Source organism: Alteromonas sp. CH_MED4-4, from assembly GCF_037029575.1.
GTDB classification, from domain to species: Bacteria; Pseudomonadota; Gammaproteobacteria; order Enterobacterales; family Alteromonadaceae; genus Alteromonas; species Alteromonas macleodii.
Map to the genome: position 1 here is coordinate 242159 of NZ_JAYMEU010000001.1, position 18404 is coordinate 260562.

The following is an 18404-nucleotide window of genomic DNA, read 5'->3' on the forward strand; positions in this document are numbered from 1 at the left end:
ACGCATTATTAGGTTTAAATGCGCTTGTCACGCGGTATATAGAATCAAGAAAACACATAACGACAGCGCTTTTTTTTGCGAAATATAAGCAAAAACAGCGAAGAAATAACAAGGGAACAAAAAATGAAAGCATTCAAAACACTACTTGTAAGTAGTGCAGTAACCATGGCACTGGGCCTTAGCTCAGCAGTGGCACATGAACACGGCAACGCAAATGTGCAGAGTTCATCAAAAAGTACTTCAGTGTCAAAAGAAGCGTCTGAGCACGAAAAACTTTTTGCGTTATTTGCAGCCGCTGACCAGCGTGATATTGAGCTAAACCCAATCATGGCCATTTTTCGCGGCGACATGCGTTACGCAGACAGAATGGGCGACTTCTTAACAGACTCTCACGCTTTAGCGGGAAAAACAGCGACATTGCTAAACTTGTCAGAGCTTAAACAAATTGACCGCAGTAAGTTAAGCGACACCGATAAACTCGCCTACGACGTATTTAAATACAACGAAGAGCGCTCGCTAAAAATGTCTACCGACGAGATTGAAGCGCTAACGGAAGTGCGTCCTGTTAATCACTTCAGTGGGTTCCACACCTTCTACCCGACCTTCGCGAGCGGAAAGGGCGCAGCGCCATTTAAAACAGTAGAAGATTACGAAAATAACTTATCTCGCCATAAGGATTACATTGCTATTTCTGACCGCGCTATCGAAAAGTTCCGCGAGGGCATGGAAAGCGGTGTTCTTGAAACTAAGCTGACTATCGATCGCGTGATCAAGCAGTTCGATACTCAGCTGGCTATACCAATTAAAGAGTCACAGTTTTGGGGGCCAATTACCATGTTCCCAGAAAGTTTCTCTGACGAAGAAAAAGCCCGTTTAACCGCTGACTACGAGAAAGCGACGCAAGAGATTTACGATGCAACCACGCGTATGCGCGACTTCCTTCGCGATGAGTATTTGCCTGTTGCCCGTGAAAGCATTGGCCTTAGCGATATGAAAGGTGGTGCAAAGCTTTATCAATTGATGGTGGAAGGTTCAACCACACTACCAATGACGCCTGATGAACTGCATAACCTTGGTTTAAAAGAAGTTAAGCGTATCAAAAATGACATGCTTGAAATTAAGGACGAAGTGAAGTTTGAAGGGACATTAAACGAATTCTTCGACTATGTACGTACCGATCCTAAGTTCAAGCCTGAAAGCCGTGAAGCGCTAACACAGAGCTATTACGATATTGGCCGTGAAGTTGATGAGAAAATTGATCAGTACTTTTCACTATTGCCGAAGTCTGAGTTAGAAATCAAACCCTACGACCCTGCTATCGAGCAATTCAGTGCGGGTGGCTCATATCAGCCGGGCACACCAGATGGCTCTCGTCCAGGTACTTTCTACTTTAATGCCTACGATTTGCCTAGCCGCTTAACCACTGGAAACGTCACCTTGTACCTACACGAAGGCGCTCCAGGTCACCATTTCCAAGTGAGTCTAGCGCAAGAAAATGAAGCGCTACCTTCATTCATGCGCTTTAGCTTCCTACCAGCCTTCGGTGAAGGTTGGGCGCTGTATTCTGAAACGCTAGGGTATGAAATGGGGTTCTTTAACGATCCATGGAATCGTTATGGCACGCTTCAAGATGAGCAGTTGCGCGCCATGCGTTTGGTGGTAGACACAGGTATTCACGCGAAAGGTTGGACCCGCGAACAAGCCATCGACTTTATGCTTGATAACTCAGGCATGACCCGCACAGAAGTTGTTGCCGAGGTAGAGCGTTATATTGCTATCCCGTCGCAAGCGCTATCTTACAAAGTGGGCGCGCTTAAAATTCAAGAATTGCGCGCGCGCGCAGAGAAGGCATTAGGTGATGATTTCGATATCCGTGAGTTCCACGCACAAGTGTTAAACACAGGCGGCATTCCACTTGCTATTCTTGAGCAGAAAATTGATCGCTGGATCGCTAGTCAAAAAAGTTAAGGAATAATACCTTTATTTAAACTTTTTACAGCGCAATCAGCGTTAGGTAAAGAACAGTAAAAAGCCGATATTTGACGTAAAGCCAGTAATATTCAGTTTTACTGGCTCTTTTCTTTTTGCGACTAATGGCAGTGATATTGTTGAAAAGCTTCACTAAAGTATTAAGTAAACAATTTTCAAAAATTATTAGGAAGAATAAAGTGGAGTTAGGGCTATTTTCGTTAAGTTTAACGGTTAAGGACATCAGCAAGTCGAAGGCGTTTTATGAGGCCTTGGGCTTTGAAGCCATGCCTTCATGCGGCTCGGTGGAAGATAAATGGTTAATGATGAAAAATGGCACCACCATGATTGGGTTATTCGAAGGGATGTTTGAAGATAACATTATGACCTTTAACCCAAGTGATGTTAGGGCACTTCAGGCAAATCTAGTTGAACAAGGCATCGCTTTAGACGTGCCTGTGAAAGGCGATAGCGGCCCCGGGCATCTAATTGTTAAAGACCCGGACGGCAACGCTATCATGTTCGATCAGTTTTAAATTCGCGCTGCCAGTTCAGCGCCTTGACGGATAGCGCGTTTAGCATCAAGTTCAGCCGCTACGTCAGCACCGCCGATAATGTGCACGGTAAATCCAGCCTCTTCTAGAGGTTTTTGGAGTGGCTTAAACGGCTCCTGGCCAGCACATACAATGACGTTATCGACCGGCAGTATTTTAGGCGTGTCGTTAATCAGCACGTGTAGACCTTCATCGTCCACTTTCTCGTAGCTCACGCCATTCATCATTTGAACATTGTGGTGTTTCAACGATTGCCTATGGATCCAGCCCGTAGTTTTGCCCAGCCCTTTACCTACTTTAGACGTTTTACGTTGTAGCAGATACACTTCCCGCTCAGAAGGCTCTATGGCTTTTTCCTTTAGTGCACCCGGTGTAGCATAGTCTTTATCTATACCCCAATGTGCCAGCCATTTTTCTTTATCTTTGGCTAAATGCTCGTGTTCAACCAAGAACTCTGCCACATCAAAACCAATGCCGCCGGCGCCAACAATAGCCACTTTCTTGCCTACTGGCTTGTGGTCGCGCAATACGTCTAAATAACTCATCACTTTAGGGTGGTCGTGCCCTTCAATTGTAAGCGTACGAGGATTAATACCGGTGGCTAGCACCACTTCATCAAACCCCTTGTTTGAGAGGTTCTCTACGTTTACTTGGGTGTTAAGGTGAACCGTAACGCCCAGGCGAGCTAGCTGATTGTCAAAATAGCGTAGGGTTTCGTAAAACTCTTCTTTACCCGGCACTTGCTTGGCGTAATTAAATTGACCGCCAATTTCACTGGCTTTATCAAATAGATGTACCTCGTGACCGCGCTCTGCGGCATACATGGAAAACGCCAAACCCGCAGGCCCTGCACCTACTACCGCTAGTTTTTTCTTATTGTGAGTAGGGGGAAAGGTAAGTTCGGTCTCGTAGCACGCTTGTGGGTTTACCAAGCAACTTGCACGCTTTTGTTCGAATGCATGGTCTAGGCAAGCCTGGTTACAGGCAATACACGTGTTGATTAGCTTAGACTCATTGCGCATAGCCTTCGCTACAAAGTGAGCGTCAGCCAAGAAAGGTCGCGCCATCGATACCATATCAGCATGGCCTTGTGCGAGTATCGATTCTGCAACTTCAGGCGTATTGATACGGTTAGTGGTAATAAGAGGGATAGACACCTCTTTTTTCATGCGTTCGGTTATCCAGGTAAACGCCGCGCGAGGCACCGATGTGGAAATAGTAGGTACCCGCGCTTCGTGCCATCCAATGCCGGTATTAATTAGCGTAGCGCCTGCTTTTTCGATTTCTTTGGCTAAATATACAACCTCGTCCCACTTAGCGCCGCCTTCGACTAAGTCCAGCATAGACAGGCGATAAATAATAATGAAGTTAGTGCCCACTTTCTCGCGTACACCTTTTACTATTTCTATTGCCAGACGAGCCCTATTTTCTAAGCTGCCACCCCATTCATCATTTCTATGATTGGTGCGTTCACAGAAAAACTGATTTATGAGGTAGCCTTCAGAACCCATAATTTCCACGCCGTCATAGCCTGCCTTTTGAGCTAGGCTAGCGCATTTTACGTAGTCTTTAATTGTGCTTCTTACGCCACGTGAGGACAATTCGCGAGGCTTAAAAGGGGTAATAGGCGACTTCATCGGTGAAGCCGAAACAGCAAGTGGGTGATAACCGTAACGGCCTGAATGCAATATTTGCATGCAAATTTTGCCGTCTTCCTTATGCACAGCGTCGGTAATAACACGGTGCTTTTTCGCGTGGCGAGAGCGGGTCATTCTGCCAGCAAAGGGCGCTACCCAACCTGAAATGTTCGGGCTAATACCACCTGTTACGATTAGCCCCGCACCACCTTTTGCTCGCTCAGCGTAAAACGCAGCAAGTTTGTCAAATCCGCCTTTCTCTTCTTCCAAACCTAAATGCATTGAACCCATTAGGGTACGATTGCGAAGTTGAGTAAAGCCCAAATCTAACGGAGCTAATAAGTTAGGGAAGTAAGGTGAGAGTTGTTCTGAATTGTGGGCAGACTGCGGTGTAGCTGTCTGAGATACGGTCTGAGACGAGGGCGTATTCATAATTGTTCTCTTTTTATTTGCTATGAAGGCAGTTAGTGCATGTCGCTCTTTGCTGCGGCGCAGTGCTCAACTGTCTTTCGTGATTTAAGTGCTATGGTTACACATAATCCGAACACACTAACTTGCCCGACCAGTTGCTTTGATTATTTACCACCACATTCAATTGGTAAAGTGCAGTTACCCTATTTTTAACATAATAAAAAAGCGAGATACCGGGCTAACGGATATCTCGCTTCGTTAATCATGGCTTTTTCTCAAAAGCATGAATGTTTTATGGGTGAGCGCTTACTAATGCCATGGGCACTATTAAAGTGCTAATCGCCCTATGAATTACTCGTCAACGTACATTTTTTGCTGAAACTTCAGCGTTTGTTTGCTGCTACCTTTTTGAACGTCAATCTCAAACCTAAAGGTTTCCTGATCGCGAAATGGCAGCACGGCAAGGTAATAGATAGCATCACCTTCTTCCACCTTTTTGAAAGTCAGCTTACGCGAGTTACCTAACAGATTCTTAGCTGTACCTGTGACATCTGCCCGTTGCGCTTCACCGGAAACTTTGTCTAACACCGAAATGTTAACCAACGCATTAAACTTACTTCTCACAATGCCGTAGCTAGCCGCCACTTCAGGTGTCAGAAATGGCGTACTCACCACCATATAGTGAACATCCCATTCACCAAGCGTTTGCTTCTGCTCGGCAAATGCGGAAACGCTTAAGCATGACATAGCCATCACAAGAAGTGCGACGTAAGCTTTTTTGATTTGATTCATTCTACCCATGATAGAAACTACCTCTGCCTTCATCTTATTTTCAATTCTTACCCATTACAGCTTGTTTTGCTCTATGAACCAAACTGCAAGACCAATACTTTCCCTAACAGTGTCTTGAACTGACATTAGCTACATAGGGAAAATGTCTCGGATCAGAAGCTGTAGAAACTGTAATGCGATGATGGCAATAAGCACTGATAAATCTAAACCGCCTAATGGTGGGATGACTTTACGTATAGGCGCTAAAAACGGCTCGGTTAGCTGATACAGTACATAGTCAACCGGAGACTGACCTTGTGACACCCAGCTTAAAATAGCGCGTAGCAGCAGCACCCAAAACATTAATGACAGGGTTTCTTTTATCACGCCAACCACTGACAAAATCGCAATGCCGATTGGGTTTAGACTACCGCCAAACATTAACCCTAGGGTTACTAGCTTAAGCGCGCATACCGCTATGGCTAAAACAAAGGTAGCGGTATCGAACCTGCCGATTGACGGAATAATACGGCGCAACGGCCCCACGATAGGGTGGGTTGCTTTTACTACAAATTGACTGAGTGGATTATAAAAATCTGCCTGAACCATTTGTAACCAAAGGCGCAGAATAACCACCATCAAATAAAGGCTAAATAAGGTATCAACCAAAAATACCGTTGCGTTCATGTTGTGTTTTTCCTAAAACGTTATAGCTGTTTTGCCATTTCTTCAGCACGTGCTACGGCGGCGCGCATCGACTTGCTGACAATATCTTTTAAACCTTCATTAATGAAAGTGTTGACGGCTTCTGCGGTAGTGCCGCCCTTAGACGTAACTTGGGCACGAAGCTCACTTAATTCAAGGTCTGGGTTGTTACAAACCATTTCGGCTGCGCCTAACATCGCTTGTTGAACCATTAAGCGGGATTGCGCTTTATCAAACCCCATGTTCATGGCTTCTTCCTGCATATTTTGTAAGAACAAGAAGAAATAAGCAGGACTGCTGCCCGCTGCAGCGATCACGCCGTTAATACCTTCTTCTTTATCTACCCAAACTGTTTCGCCAACGCTGTTCATTACATCGTCAACGTATTGCCTGTCTGACTCAGAAACCGTGTCGTCGGCATACATTCCAGACATGCCTTTACCTAACAAGCTCGGCGTGTTTGGCATAATGCGAACAACGGGGTATTCACCACCTAGCATTTCTTGCAATCTGGCTACCGGAAGTCCTGCTGCAATGCTCATAAACAACTTGCCCGATAGGTCGTTGTTTTTCTGAAGCTCGCCGCACATATCGCCCATTATTTGTGGTTTTACCGCAAGCACTATGGCATCAGCGAATTGGCAGGCTTCATCGTTAGACTGGGTAGTGTGAATACCAAACTCGGCCTTCAGGCCGTCTAACTTTGGTGTGGAAGGGTTTGCCGCAAGGATATTTTCTTTTGCGTACCCAGATTTGATAAGACCACTGATGATGCTGCGGCTCATGTTACCCGCGCCAATAAATGCTAATTTTTTCTGTTGCATGTAAATCCTATTTGTTGGTTGCGTTTAAGTCTGTGTAGCGAGGCGAAGCGCTATCATTCAGATTAGCGCGCTAGTTTCGCTTACCGAAAATAGCGGTACCGATTCGCACCATAGTCGACCCGTGTTGAATCGCTTCAGCCATATCACTACTCATTCCTACGGATAGGGTATCAAAATTGCTCAATGATGTATGGTAGTGGTCGAATAATTCTTTTAGCTTAGACAGTGTGGCGTGCTGCTGTTCTTCACTAGGATCAGCTTTAGGAATCGCCATTAAACCACGCAAAGTCAGGTGCTCTTGAGAGTTAACAAACTCCACTAGCGCATCTAATTCACTTAGGGCTACCCCAGACTTACTCTCTTCGTCATCAATATTAACCTGAATGCACACGTTTAACGGCGGTATTGAGTCAGGCCGCTGTTCGTTTAAGCGACGAGCAATTTTTTCTCTATCTACAGACTGAACCCAATCAAAGTGTTCGGCTACCACTTTGGTTTTATTCGATTGGATTGGACCAATCATGTGCCACTCTATATCGCTTAAGTGAGAAAGTTCCTGAACCTTTTCAACACCTTCCTGCACGTAATTTTCGCCGAACATACGTTGTCCGGCTTCATACGCTTCCATAATATCTGATACGGGTTTTGTTTTGCTAACCGCTAGCAATTTAACGGAATTTGGTGGACGATGTGCACTGGTAGCGGCTTGGTCTATTCCTTTTCGTGCGGAATCTAGTCTTTCTGCTATTGTTTGCATTATTCACCTTGTTTTGGAGAAGTGGTTGTGGATATTACCGAACTTTTGGCTTTCAGTGTTAAGAATAACGCCTCAGATTTACACTTATCAGCGGGCCTACCACCAATTATTCGTGTAGATGGCGAAATGCGTAAGCTGAACGTGCCAGCCCTCGATCACAAACAAGTACATGGTCTCGTTTATGAGATTATGAATGACATGCAGCGCAAAGAATACGAAGAAAACCTGGAAACCGATTTTTCTTTTGAAGTAAATGGCCTGTCGCGCTTTCGTGTTAATGCGTTTGTGCAAAACCGAGGCGCAGCGGCAGTATTACGTACTATTCCCAGTAAAGTATTAACCTTGGATGACCTTGGCGCGCCTGAAATTTTCAAGGAAATTATAAATCAGCCTACTGGGATTGTACTTGTGACAGGCGCCACCGGCTCGGGTAAAAGTACCACGCTTGCGGCCATGGTCGATCATATCAACACCCATAAGCGCGAGCACATTCTTACCATTGAAGACCCTATCGAATTCGTGCACGACAACAAGCTTAGCTTGGTAAACCAACGGGAAGTACACCGCGACACACACTCGTTTAATAACGCTCTGCGCTCGGCACTTCGTGAAGATCCTGACGTTATTCTAGTCGGTGAGCTACGTGACCTAGAGACCATACGTCTTGCCATTTCAGCTGCCGAAACCGGCCACTTAGTATTTGGCACACTACACACCAACTCTGCACCAAAAACCATTGACCGTATCATCGACGTTTTCCCAGCAGAAGAAAAAGCCATGGTGCGCTCTATGTTGTCTGAATCATTGCGCGCGGTAATTTCACAAACCCTGCTTAAGAAAGTAGGCGGAGGCCGGGTTGCTGCCCATGAAATTATGGTGGGAATCCCCGCTATTCGTAACCTTATTCGCGAAGATAAAGTGCCGCAAATGTACTCGGTTATTCAAACGGGTCAGGCTCATGGTATGCAAACCATGGATCAGTGTCTTCAGCGCTTAGTGGCGATGGGTGTTATTACTAAACAAGACGCCGCTGCAAAGTCAGTTGATAAACAGTCGATGAACAGTTTCTAGAGGCCATCATGTTAGATTCATTACTTCAAAAAATGGTCGATACCAACGCATCGGATTTGTTCGTAACGGCGGGATTCCCCGTAAGCGCCAAAATTAACGGCAAACTTACGCCAGTGACGGAAAGTGCAACATCGGAAGAGGCATCGCTGGCGCTGGTTCACGAAGCGATGACCGAAAAACAGCAGAATGAGTTTCACACCACCAAAGAGTGTAACTTCGCCATAGTACGAGAGGGCATTGGTCGTTTCCGCTGCTCCGCATTTTGGCAGCGTGACCAAGCGGGCATGGTGATTCGCCGCATCGTTACTCAAATTCCGAAAGCTGATGATTTGGGTCTGCCGCGAGTATTAAAAGAAATTATTATGGCTAAGCGCGGTCTGGTTCTATTTGTAGGTGGAACAGGCACGGGTAAGTCCACGTCACTGGCTGCGCTTATTGGACATAGAAATGAAAATTCGCACGGGCATATACTGACTATTGAAGACCCCATTGAGTTTGTTCATGAGCATAAAAACTGTGTTATTACCCAGCGCGAGGTGGGCATAGATACTCAGTCTTTCGACGACGCCCTTAAAAGTTCGCTACGTCAGGCGCCTGATGTCATTCTTATTGGTGAAATTCGTTCAATGGAAACCATGGAATATGCCATGTCGTTTGCTGATACCGGGCATTTGTGTGTGGCTACGCTGCACGCTAACAATGCGAACCAAGCTATTGAACGTATTATGCATTTAGCGCCGAAAGATCAGCACGATAAGTTGCGCTTTGACTTAAGCTTAAACATCCGCGCCATTGTTGCGCAGCAACTAGTACCAACGCCAGACGGCAAGGGTAGGGTTGCGGCAATAGAAATACTGCTTAATTCGCCGCTGGTGCGCGACCTAATACAGCGCAATGAAATAGGCGCGTTAAAAGAAGCAATGAAAAAAGGCAAAGAGCAGGGCATGCAGAGCTTTGATATGGCCCTGTATGATTTGTACAAAGCGGGTAAGATTGATATGGACCAAGCGCTGCACCACGCCGACTCGCCTAATGACCTGCGCTTAATGATCAAGCTTGATACCAGCGACGGTTCTAGCTTAGGTACACTGTCAAATGTATCTATTGATATGGATGACTAATTGCTTTCGCTTTCTGCTGAAATCCCTTTAGGGGGAGCTGCATTTGAAACGCTTACTGAAATAAAGCAGTAGAGAGACACGTTTTTCTCGCATGATGAGCAGCCCACGGGCTGCTTTTGTGTTTAACAAGAGGGTAGCCATTGAAAAAACTCTTCACTTCACAAGACGCTTTTGAACTTCAAGCGGTTCGCAGCGAGCTTGACGCTTTATCTATTCCTTATATGGTAAAAAATGAGTTTGCCAGTGGCGCAATCGGAGAGCTGCCTTGGCAAGATTCTCAGCAGGAAGTGTGGCTTGTTGACGATAGCTGGTATGCAAGAGCGTCGAAAGTTATTGAGCTCTTCATTCAAAAATCAAACGATAAGGCATTATCTAGTGAAGACTGGATTTGCGGTGAGTGCAGTGAACAAAACGGCGCTGCTTTTGATGTCTGCTGGCAGTGTGGGGCAGAAAAATAATAACAGCAAGAGCCAGCAGCATACAAAGGTCAACAGGCCTTAACAATTATTCGTACTGACTCTCGCTCCAGCTAGCGAATATTACACAGGCCGACACACTATCAACCTTATCTTTAGTCAGTTTCTTATAGCCACCTAACTCAAACAGCATGGCTTTAGCGTCTGTGGTAGTCAGTCGCTCATCACAGGTGTCAACGGCCACTTTAAAACGCCCATGTAGACGGTTTGCAAATTTGCGGGCGCGTTGAGTCATCTCCTGCTCAGTACCATCCATATTAAGCGGTAAACCCACCACCACGATATGCGGTTGCCATTCTTCGTAAAGCTTTTCTATTAACGTCCAGTCAGGAATACCGTCTCGTGCCTTCAGCGCTGCAAGAGGGGAAGCCGTACCGGTAATTTCCTGACCTACCGCCACGCCAATGCTTTTGGTACCAAAATCAAACGCAAGTACCGTACGATTTCCTATATCAGGCATGTCCCGCTCCCGGTGCTAGCTGCCATACATCCACACCGAGTTTATTTACTGTTGCTTGCCATTTCTTGTGCATAGGCGTGTTAAACAGAATTTCTTCGTCAGCTTCGATGGTGAGCCATGCGTTTTCCTGCATTTCCTTCTCAAGCTGACCGGCTGTCCAGCCCGCGTACCCCAAAGCAATCAAAACGTCTTCAGGGCCTTCATCATTGGCAATAGCAGTCAAAATGTCCTTGGAGGTGGTCACCATAACCCCTGGTGCAAGCTTTAAGCTAGATGCCCACTCTCTTTGCGACGAGTGCAGCACAAATCCTCGCTCTTGGCTTACAGGACCGCCAGCCAGCACGATTTGCTCTGCTTTGTCGTCAGACACAGTGAGTTCTTTGTCAGTCTGCTCAAGAAGCTGCTTCACGTTCATGGTAGAGGGCTGATTTACTACAATACCCATAGCACCTTCAGCGTTGTGTTCACAAATATAAATGAGTGAGCGAGAAAAGTACGGATCGTCCAAACTAGGCATCGCGACCAGAAAATGATTTTGTAGGCTTTTTAATTCCGTCATAGTTTGTCTTTTATCTACTATCTTTTGCTCTGTAAGGGCCTTTACACTATTGAAGCTAAAGGCGCTCTATCCACTCATATTTGCTTTCTACAATACAAACTGCACTGTGTTACCAATACAACCTTACTTTATTTACTGGCTAAGCGCTTTTCAATGGCGTCAAACAGCGCACCCATTATATTAACATCGTAAGCTGCTTCTATTTCTCTTACGCAAGTTGGGCTAGTAATGTTTATTTCAGTAATTTTGCTGCCAATAACATCAAGTCCTACAAATAAAATGTTATTTTCCTTGAGTGTTGGCGCGATGGCTTCGGCTAGGGCGCGGTCAGAATCTGAGATTGGCTGAGGGCGTCCTGTACCGCCAGCGGCTAGGTTACCTCTGGTTTCCCCTTTTGTAGGCAGTCGCGCTAAGCAGTACGGCATGACTTCGCCATCAACGATGAGTACGCGCTTGTCGCCGTCTTTAATCTCTGGAAGGTACTCTTGCACCATCATGTAGCGCGTGCCTAACTTGGTTAGGGTTTCAATAATAACGCCTAAGTTATTGCCATCAGGCTTCACTCTAAAGATAGACGCGCCACCCATACCGTCTAAGGGTTTGCAAATAATGTCTTGGTGCTTGGCGTGAAACTCACGGATAAGCGCTTGGTTGTTCGTGACTAAGGTATTGGGAATGTGTTCTGGGAAGTATGACGTAAACAACTTCTCGTTGTAGTCGCGAAGCGCTTGAGGGTTATTCACAACTAGCGCTCCCGCGTCCTGCGCAAGCGACAGCACCTGAGTCGCATACAAAAACTCGCTGTCAAAAGGAGGATCTTTGCGCATGAGTAACACATCAATGTCGCCTAAATGCAAGGTCGACTCGTCTTCAATGGTGTAGAAATCTGTAGCTTGATCCTTGACCGATACAGTTTTACCTAAACCCATAGGCTTACCATTGTCTAAATACAGGTCTTTTAATTCAAAATATACAACCTTTGCACCGCGGCGCTGAGCTTCAAGCATCATCGCAAAGCTTGTATCTTTATGTGGCTTAATGCTCGCGATGGGGTCCATAATTACGCCAACGGTATATTGCATAATGTTTTCACCTTGAATGTTGATAAAATGCCGGCTCAGATGGCCCAGCTGATTGTAAACATATATGGGGGCACACCTGAATTCTTCAAGTTACTGAGCTAGCACTATGCTGGTTCTAGAGCTGCCTAAAATACTGACTTAGAAGTCGCCGTGCTGAGCTTGAAGAATACTTAGGCTTGTAATCGCTGCTGTCTCGGTGCGCAAAATACGTGGGCCCAAACTTACCGACTGATAGCCGTTTTCGTTTGCCTGATGAATTTCTGTTTCAGATAACCCACCTTCAGGGCCAATAAGCAAACGAAAGCCTTGAGCATTATAAGGTTGTCTTGCCAAACTTTGTTCAGCGCCCGGTGCGAGAACTAATCTTGTGGTATTGGTTGAAGACGACAACCATTGATTAAGACTAACCGGGGCGTTGAGCGCGGGAATAATGTTGCGACCGCTTTGTTCACAGGCGCCAATAATGATCTTCTGCCATTGCTGAATTTTCTTTTCCCAGCGCGACTCGTCGAGTTTAACCGTACAGCGTTCAGTGATGACGGGCGTTATTTCTGATACGCCAAGTTCCACGCTTTTTTGTAGCACGGTATCCATTCTATCGCCTTTAGATACACCTTGACCTAAGTGTAAATGAAGCGGGGACTCTTTCGCTAGCGATAAACAAGCGTCGGCTTCAACCGTCACTTTTTTTCTTTGAACGCTAATAATTTGCGCACTGTATTCATTGCCGTCGCCATTAAAAAGCACAATAGGGCGATTGGGCTTAATACGCAGTACCGTCGCGATGTGATGACCGGCGTCTTCAGTTAACTCAAACTCTTGTTCTAACGGGATTGGATTGGGGTAATAAACTCTTGGTATACGCATAGCAAATCAGATGTGTAGTTTTAACGCGTATAATACGTGTGTGGATACAGGTTGCAATGCTGTCGACAACATCGCGTAAGTAAATATGCAAAAACTTACGCAAACGACAGCATGCTGCCTATTTAAGAATCACATGACTCACTCTCTAGGCCGCGGAAGGCGAAGAGTTTCTCGAAGTAGATTTCAACACGTTGGATGAAGACTTCGATTGGGCTGCTGGGCGGTAGTCCGCTCTTGCGTACTTAGTATGTTTTCCTTTATCGGTGCGCAGTGAATATAAAAATAAACACAAAACCACCGAAAACAGGGTTATGAGAAGCAACATGCGTTAATCCTTTACGTGACATAGTTTGCTAAAGCTCCTTCATGAAGTTGCTCAACACACACTGATGAGGCGTAGTGAACAGTCAACTTTCATGAGACTTTAGTCTAAAACTTTGAGGCTAAAAAATCATCAAAAAAAATGTCTTATAACTCGGTAACTTCCAAAAAATGGAAAAGAAACACAAAGCGCATTTAAGCTTCGTGATGAAGGATGCGCTTGTTGAGTGACAAGCGTGTGACAAGTGAAGAAAATACGTTCATTTTTTGTTTTTTCATTCTAGCGCCTATGTGCCACCTATAAGGCATAGAAACTTGTCGATTTAGAGCTACTAGACCGTCAAACACCCGCCTTGCCTAGATGGCCAACAAACCGCGGCAAAAATGTACAAAAAAGGACAGTGGATCCTAAAGTAAAACAAATGAATTTCCTCTACTTTTGTATAATGCTAACGCTTTTAAACACCTATGTAGCTTAGACTTTAGAGCAAATTTACTGTGTTTGAGGCCATATTACATTGGTCTTAAATAAAATAGCTGCTACCTTATTTGAGCAATTATCAACTAACCATGACAAGGATTATATTATGGAAGAAAAACTTTCGCTTTTTTCTGCAAGCGATGTTGAAAGGTACATAAACGATTACGCCATCCCGTGGGGGATTAACATTCTGATGGCAATCGCGATTTATGTAATAGGTAGGATCGTAGTTGGATTCATTTTATCTGTATTTAGACGCCTAATGGCCAAGTCTAAATACGACAACATGCTAGTGGACTTCCTGGAAGCTATCCTTAGCGCCATTTTAATGCTGTTTGTTATTGTCGCTTCGCTTGATCAGCTAGGCGTAGATACAACGTCATTAGTTGCTATATTAGGTGCTGCTGGTTTAGCTATTGGTTTGTCATTGCAAGACTCGCTTAAGAACTTCGCAGCTGGCGTAATGCTTCTAGTTTTCAAACCATTTAAAGCGGGTGATTTTGTCGAAGCTGCAGGTACTGCTGGTTCTATTGTTAAGATTGGTATTTTCACCACAACAATGAACACACCAGACAATAAAGAAATTATTGTTCCTAATGGCAACATCTACGGTGGCAACATCACTAACTATTCAGCAAGAGACACGCGTCGTGTAGACATGGTTGTTGGTATTGGTTACGACGCTGACCTTCTTAAAGCGAAAAGAATTCTTGAAGAAATGGTGGCGGCTGATGAGCGTATTCTTGCAGAGCCAGCGCCTAAAATTGCAGTATCTGAACTGGCCGACAGCAGCGTGAACTTTATTGTTCGTCCATGGGTGAATTCTGCCGATTTCTGGGGTGTTAAATTCGACTTCACTGAAAACGTTAAACTGCGTTTTGATGAAGAGGGTATTTCAATTCCATTCCCACAAATGGATGTACATCTTCACAAAGCAGACAGCGAATAATTTCGTTGGTTTCAAACAAAAAACGCTGCATTTCGCAGCGTTTTTTTTATCCTAAGATTAAGTGCGAAGTAACACGCCGCGATTACGAACATTTTAACTCTCGATGAGCGGGTAATGACCTATACGAAATGGTATTACTTACTTTTAGCGACAGTTCGGGCGGTAAGCAGTAGCTTGATAGTCTGCATAGGCGTTAGGCATGTTCGCTTGTAAATTATCAATTCTGGTTTGAGGTGCTGGGTGAGTCGACAAAAGTTCCATTGGGCGGTTGCCGCCGCTTGCTGCGTCCATGTTTTCCCACAAGTTTACAGATTGTCTTGGGTCAAACCCAGACTTCGCCATTAGCTGAAGACCAATGACATCGGCTTCAGATTCATGAGTTCGGCTAAAAGGAAGTTGGACACCGACTTGAACACCTAATCCGATCGCAGCCATGATGGGACCCGACTGAGGCACTTCATTCGCGGCTAAAACTTGGCCTACCGCCTGACTGCCCATATTTATCAATGTTGACTGCGACATTCTCTCATTACCATGCTCTGCAATAACATGACCTACTTCATGGCCAATGACAGCAGCAAGTTGATGCTGGTTTTCTGCAACATTGAGCAAGCCTGTATAGACACCAATTTTTCCACCGGGTAGCGCAAATGCGTTAACTTGTTCATCGTCGAATACAACGACTTCCCATTGACCATTAAATACCGTGGCTGGTACTTGAGCAGTGATGGCATTTGCAACGCATTCTACGTAAGAATTTTGAACCGCTTTATTCGAAATTTTTAATTCTTCTTTCATGCCCGTGAATGCCTGATCACCCATTTGCGCGAGCTGAGTTTCAGAATAGAGCAACACTTGATTTCTACCCGTAGGAGATGTTGCACAGGCTGTTAAAGTAAGCGCTGCGGCAATAACTGCCGAGGCTGTGAATTTCAATTTCATGGTTAATCCTTTTTAATAACTGAATGTTCTCGCTTCGCTCACTTTTGCGCGCTAAAGCACTATCCCATTCAGGTTATACGTCTATTTGGCAATATTAGTATCAGATAGTGCTTATAAATAAAACTATACCTTTGAAAAAGCGAAGCGTGTTCCACTGTTAAGCTAAACCGTTTTTCTTCACACGCCTAGGTGTCTTGAAATATATGCTTACAATTGCATGAACGAAGTGTGATTACTTTGAGCCTACTGCTCCGTGCTGTCCATATTTAAAGCGGCGTGTGTGCCATCTATTGTTATAGAAAAGTTACGCGCTTTTGCCTATTTAATATTTGTGTCATAAACTGATTCTAATTTATACATAGAAGTTACATAAAATTTCTGGTGTACTAAGGTTAGGGATCCCTGTTTTCTTCCTTCGCTTTGCGAGAACAAGGTGGAAAAATCCTCGGGTTTCTCGAGCCTCATAACGTACGACAAAAATACAAATAAAAAGGAAATCAAATGGCAGTGCGTAATAAGTTTAAATACGGGTTACTTGCATTTTTAGTATCAGCGGCGCTCACGGGATGTGGCCTTGATGGTGACGACGGTGCGCAGGGCGAAACAGGAGCTCAAGGACCTCAAGGGGAACAAGGTGACCCAGGGACAGACGGAAGTGATGGTACCGACGCGTCAATCGGCATTGCAATGGATATCGTTGGTCGTGCTTTCTTAGGCAATCAAACGGCCGCAGAAATTGTTCAATACCACGCTGAGACCAATACGATTTACGCGACAAACGGCGAAACGAATACAATAGCAGTTATTGATGCCTCTAGCGTAAGCACGGCCACTATGGCTGATCCGATAAACACCACTACGCTAACGCTTACCACTATCGCACTGCCTGCCGATATAAATGGTGTGACTTTAGGTAGCTTAACAAGTATTGCGGTTAGCGGTGACCTTATGGCTGTAGCTGTACCTGCAGACGTTAAAACTGATAACGGTTATGTGTTGTTCTACAACGGGCTAGACAGTTCTGCTCCAGCCTTTTTGGATTCTGTCGAGGTTGGCGCACTACCGGATATGGTCACTTTTACGCCAGATGGTGGCAAAGTGTTGGTAGCGAACGAGGGTGAGCCTTCTGATGACTACACCATTGACCCTGAAGGTTCTGTTAGCGTCATTAATATTCTTGCAAGTGGTGAGCCAGAAGAAACGGGGACGACCGTTGGCTTTACTGCTCTAAACGGTATTGAAGCAGATTTGATGGCGCAGGGAATGATGTTTCCTAACCCAGCAGGACGCACGATTAACGGCACAGCTATTACCTCAACGGTAGCGAAAGATCTGGAACCAGAATACATCACCGCTACTAACGATGTTGCATACGTTAGTCTTCAGGAAAACAATGGCCTTGCGATTATTGACTTGGAAGAGTTAACGGTAGATGTCGTCGGCCTAGGAACTAAGTCTTGGGCTGGACTTAATATTGATATCCAAGAAAATGATGCGGTGAGTTTTGGTCAGTACACAGGTATTTATGGTGTATACCAGCCTGATACCATTGCTAACTTTACATGGAAGGATGCGACTTTCATTCTTACCGCTAACGAAGGCGATGCCCGTGAGTACTTCTTTGACGCTGCTGATGAGGCGGCATGTACTGCTGCAGGTGGTGTTGATTTTGACGAAGATGATGGCTGTCTAGCTTATACAGACGAAGTTAAAGTAGAAGACCTTACCGCTGCCGCCAACTCTGAATTAGCTATGCTACAGGCGACAGGTGAAGCGGACGACTTACGTGTAACTTCAGCTATGGGTGATGCTGACGGAAACGGCGAGTACGATGCAGCGTACGCTTACGGTGCACGTTCATTCACAATCTGGGATCAAAACGGTTTAGTGGTTTATGACTCGGGTGATGATTTTGAACGTATTACAGCGTCGGTTCATGGGGCGCAGTTCAACAATGGTGACGATGAAAATGCAAGCGACTCGCGCTCAGAGAATAAAGGTCCAGAGCCAGAAGCGTTAACCGTGGGTCAAGTTGGCGATCGCACTTACGCGTTTATCGGCACAGAGCGCATGGGCGGTATTTTCGTATACGACGTTACTAACCCTTATGACGTTCAATTTGCAGAATATGTAATTAACCGTGACCTAACCGAAGGTTTGACAAGCGATGATGTCATTGGTGACCTAGCGCCAGAAAGCCTGGTTTTTGTTAGCGCTGAAGACAGCCCAAGTGGTGTGCCTCTTCTTGTAGTAGGCAACGAAGTTAGCGGCACAGTAACAGTGTGGCAAATCAACCAGCTGTAAGCTCCCGTATTGATTACATGAAACCCCGCTTTGAAGCGGGGTTTTTTATTGGTAGCTTGCCAGACCTTCCCGAAGGCCGAGTTCAAAGTGTCCTTAATCTTTGTTGTGTCACCTTGATGTAGAGCCACTATACCTTCGAAAACA

General features: G+C 45.3%; 17 protein-coding genes. 7 read left to right on the forward strand and 10 right to left on the reverse strand.

Features of this window, described 5'->3' with window-relative positions:
- The first annotated feature begins 123 nt into the window (after positions 1-123).
- On the forward strand, positions 124-1968 hold the full coding sequence (locus tag WA381_RS01075) for a DUF885 domain-containing protein (RefSeq protein ID WP_156086828.1): 1845 nt from the start codon (positions 124-126) through the stop codon (positions 1966-1968).
- Between the two features lie 200 nt (positions 1969-2168).
- Positions 2169-2504 (forward strand): VOC family protein, encoded by a 336-nt coding sequence (locus WA381_RS01080; RefSeq protein ID WP_071815754.1) that lies wholly within the window; start codon positions 2169-2171, stop codon positions 2502-2504.
- Here WA381_RS01080 and WA381_RS01085 read toward each other — a convergent pair.
- From WA381_RS01085 to WA381_RS01105, 5 genes are all read right to left on the reverse strand, one after another.
- Positions 2501-4591 (reverse strand): NADPH-dependent 2,4-dienoyl-CoA reductase, encoded by a 2091-nt coding sequence (locus WA381_RS01085; protein ID WP_156086827.1) that lies wholly within the window; start codon positions 4589-4591, stop codon positions 2501-2503. The genes WA381_RS01080 and WA381_RS01085 overlap by 4 nt on opposite strands.
- Positions 4592-4921: 330 nt before the next feature.
- Complete coding sequence (locus tag WA381_RS01090; protein ID WP_049586036.1) at positions 4922-5395, reverse strand: DUF4426 domain-containing protein; 474 nt, start codon at positions 5393-5395, stop codon at positions 4922-4924.
- Between the two features lie 96 nt (positions 5396-5491).
- Positions 5492-6028 (reverse strand): YggT family protein, encoded by a 537-nt coding sequence (locus WA381_RS01095; protein ID WP_156086826.1) that lies wholly within the window; start codon positions 6026-6028, stop codon positions 5492-5494.
- 20 nt (positions 6029-6048) lie between these two features.
- On the reverse strand, positions 6049-6870 hold the full coding sequence (gene proC / locus WA381_RS01100) for a pyrroline-5-carboxylate reductase (RefSeq protein WP_014950466.1): 822 nt from the start codon (positions 6868-6870) through the stop codon (positions 6049-6051).
- Positions 6871-6940: 70 nt separating this feature from the next.
- The gene (locus WA381_RS01105; RefSeq protein ID WP_156086825.1) at positions 6941-7627 is read right to left on the reverse strand and encodes a YggS family pyridoxal phosphate-dependent enzyme; all 687 of its coding nucleotides are present in this window, start codon (positions 7625-7627) and stop codon (positions 6941-6943) included.
- A 27-nt stretch (positions 7628-7654) separates the two neighbouring features.
- On the opposite strand from WA381_RS01105, the gene WA381_RS01110 reads away from it, so the two are divergent.
- From WA381_RS01110 to WA381_RS01120, 3 genes are all read left to right on the forward strand, one after another.
- Positions 7655-8698, forward strand: coding sequence for a type IV pilus twitching motility protein PilT (locus WA381_RS01110; protein ID WP_014950464.1), 1044 nt, complete (start codon positions 7655-7657; stop codon positions 8696-8698).
- An 8-nt stretch (positions 8699-8706) separates the two neighbouring features.
- Positions 8707-9819 carry a PilT/PilU family type 4a pilus ATPase gene (locus WA381_RS01115; RefSeq protein ID WP_014977241.1) on the forward strand — a complete coding sequence of 371 codons (1113 nt, stop codon included), beginning with the start codon at positions 8707-8709 and terminating at the stop codon, positions 9817-9819.
- Positions 9820-9959: 140 nt separating this feature from the next.
- On the forward strand, positions 9960-10277 hold the full coding sequence (locus WA381_RS01120; protein WP_049586039.1) for a putative signal transducing protein: 318 nt from the start codon (positions 9960-9962) through the stop codon (positions 10275-10277).
- A 46-nt stretch (positions 10278-10323) separates the two neighbouring features.
- Here the strand turns inward: WA381_RS01120 and ruvX are convergent, their stop codons facing one another.
- From ruvX to WA381_RS01140, 4 genes are all read right to left on the reverse strand, one after another.
- Entirely contained in the window at positions 10324-10755 is a 432-nt protein-coding gene (gene ruvX, locus WA381_RS01125; RefSeq protein ID WP_014980071.1) for a Holliday junction resolvase RuvX, read from the reverse strand.
- Positions 10748-11314: a YqgE/AlgH family protein gene (locus tag WA381_RS01130; RefSeq protein ID WP_014950460.1), complete on the reverse strand. Its 567-nt coding sequence runs from the start codon at positions 11312-11314 to the stop codon at positions 10748-10750. Before WA381_RS01130 ends, ruvX begins: the two co-directional genes overlap by 8 nt.
- 128 nt (positions 11315-11442) lie before the next feature.
- Entirely contained in the window at positions 11443-12396 is a 954-nt protein-coding gene (gshB, locus tag WA381_RS01135) for a glutathione synthase (protein ID WP_014950459.1), read from the reverse strand.
- A 138-nt stretch (positions 12397-12534) separates the two neighbouring features.
- Positions 12535-13263 carry a 16S rRNA (uracil(1498)-N(3))-methyltransferase gene (locus WA381_RS01140; RefSeq protein ID WP_014980069.1) on the reverse strand — a complete coding sequence of 243 codons (729 nt, stop codon included), beginning with the start codon at positions 13261-13263 and terminating at the stop codon, positions 12535-12537.
- A gap of 908 nt (positions 13264-14171) precedes the next feature.
- On the opposite strand from WA381_RS01140, the gene WA381_RS01145 reads away from it, so the two are divergent.
- Positions 14172-15014 (forward strand): mechanosensitive ion channel family protein, encoded by an 843-nt coding sequence (locus tag WA381_RS01145; protein ID WP_014950457.1) that lies wholly within the window; start codon positions 14172-14174, stop codon positions 15012-15014.
- 144 nt (positions 15015-15158) lie between these two features.
- On the opposite strand, the gene WA381_RS01150 is transcribed toward WA381_RS01145, so the two are convergent.
- Positions 15159-15956: a M48 family metallopeptidase gene (locus WA381_RS01150; protein WP_156086824.1), complete on the reverse strand. Its 798-nt coding sequence runs from the start codon at positions 15954-15956 to the stop codon at positions 15159-15161.
- A gap of 501 nt (positions 15957-16457) precedes the next feature.
- Between WA381_RS01150 and WA381_RS01155 the strand changes: the two genes are divergently transcribed.
- The gene (locus WA381_RS01155) at positions 16458-18260 is read left to right on the forward strand and encodes a choice-of-anchor I family protein (protein WP_156086823.1); all 1803 of its coding nucleotides are present in this window, start codon (positions 16458-16460) and stop codon (positions 18258-18260) included.
- The last annotated feature ends 144 nt before the right edge of the window (positions 18261-18404 follow it).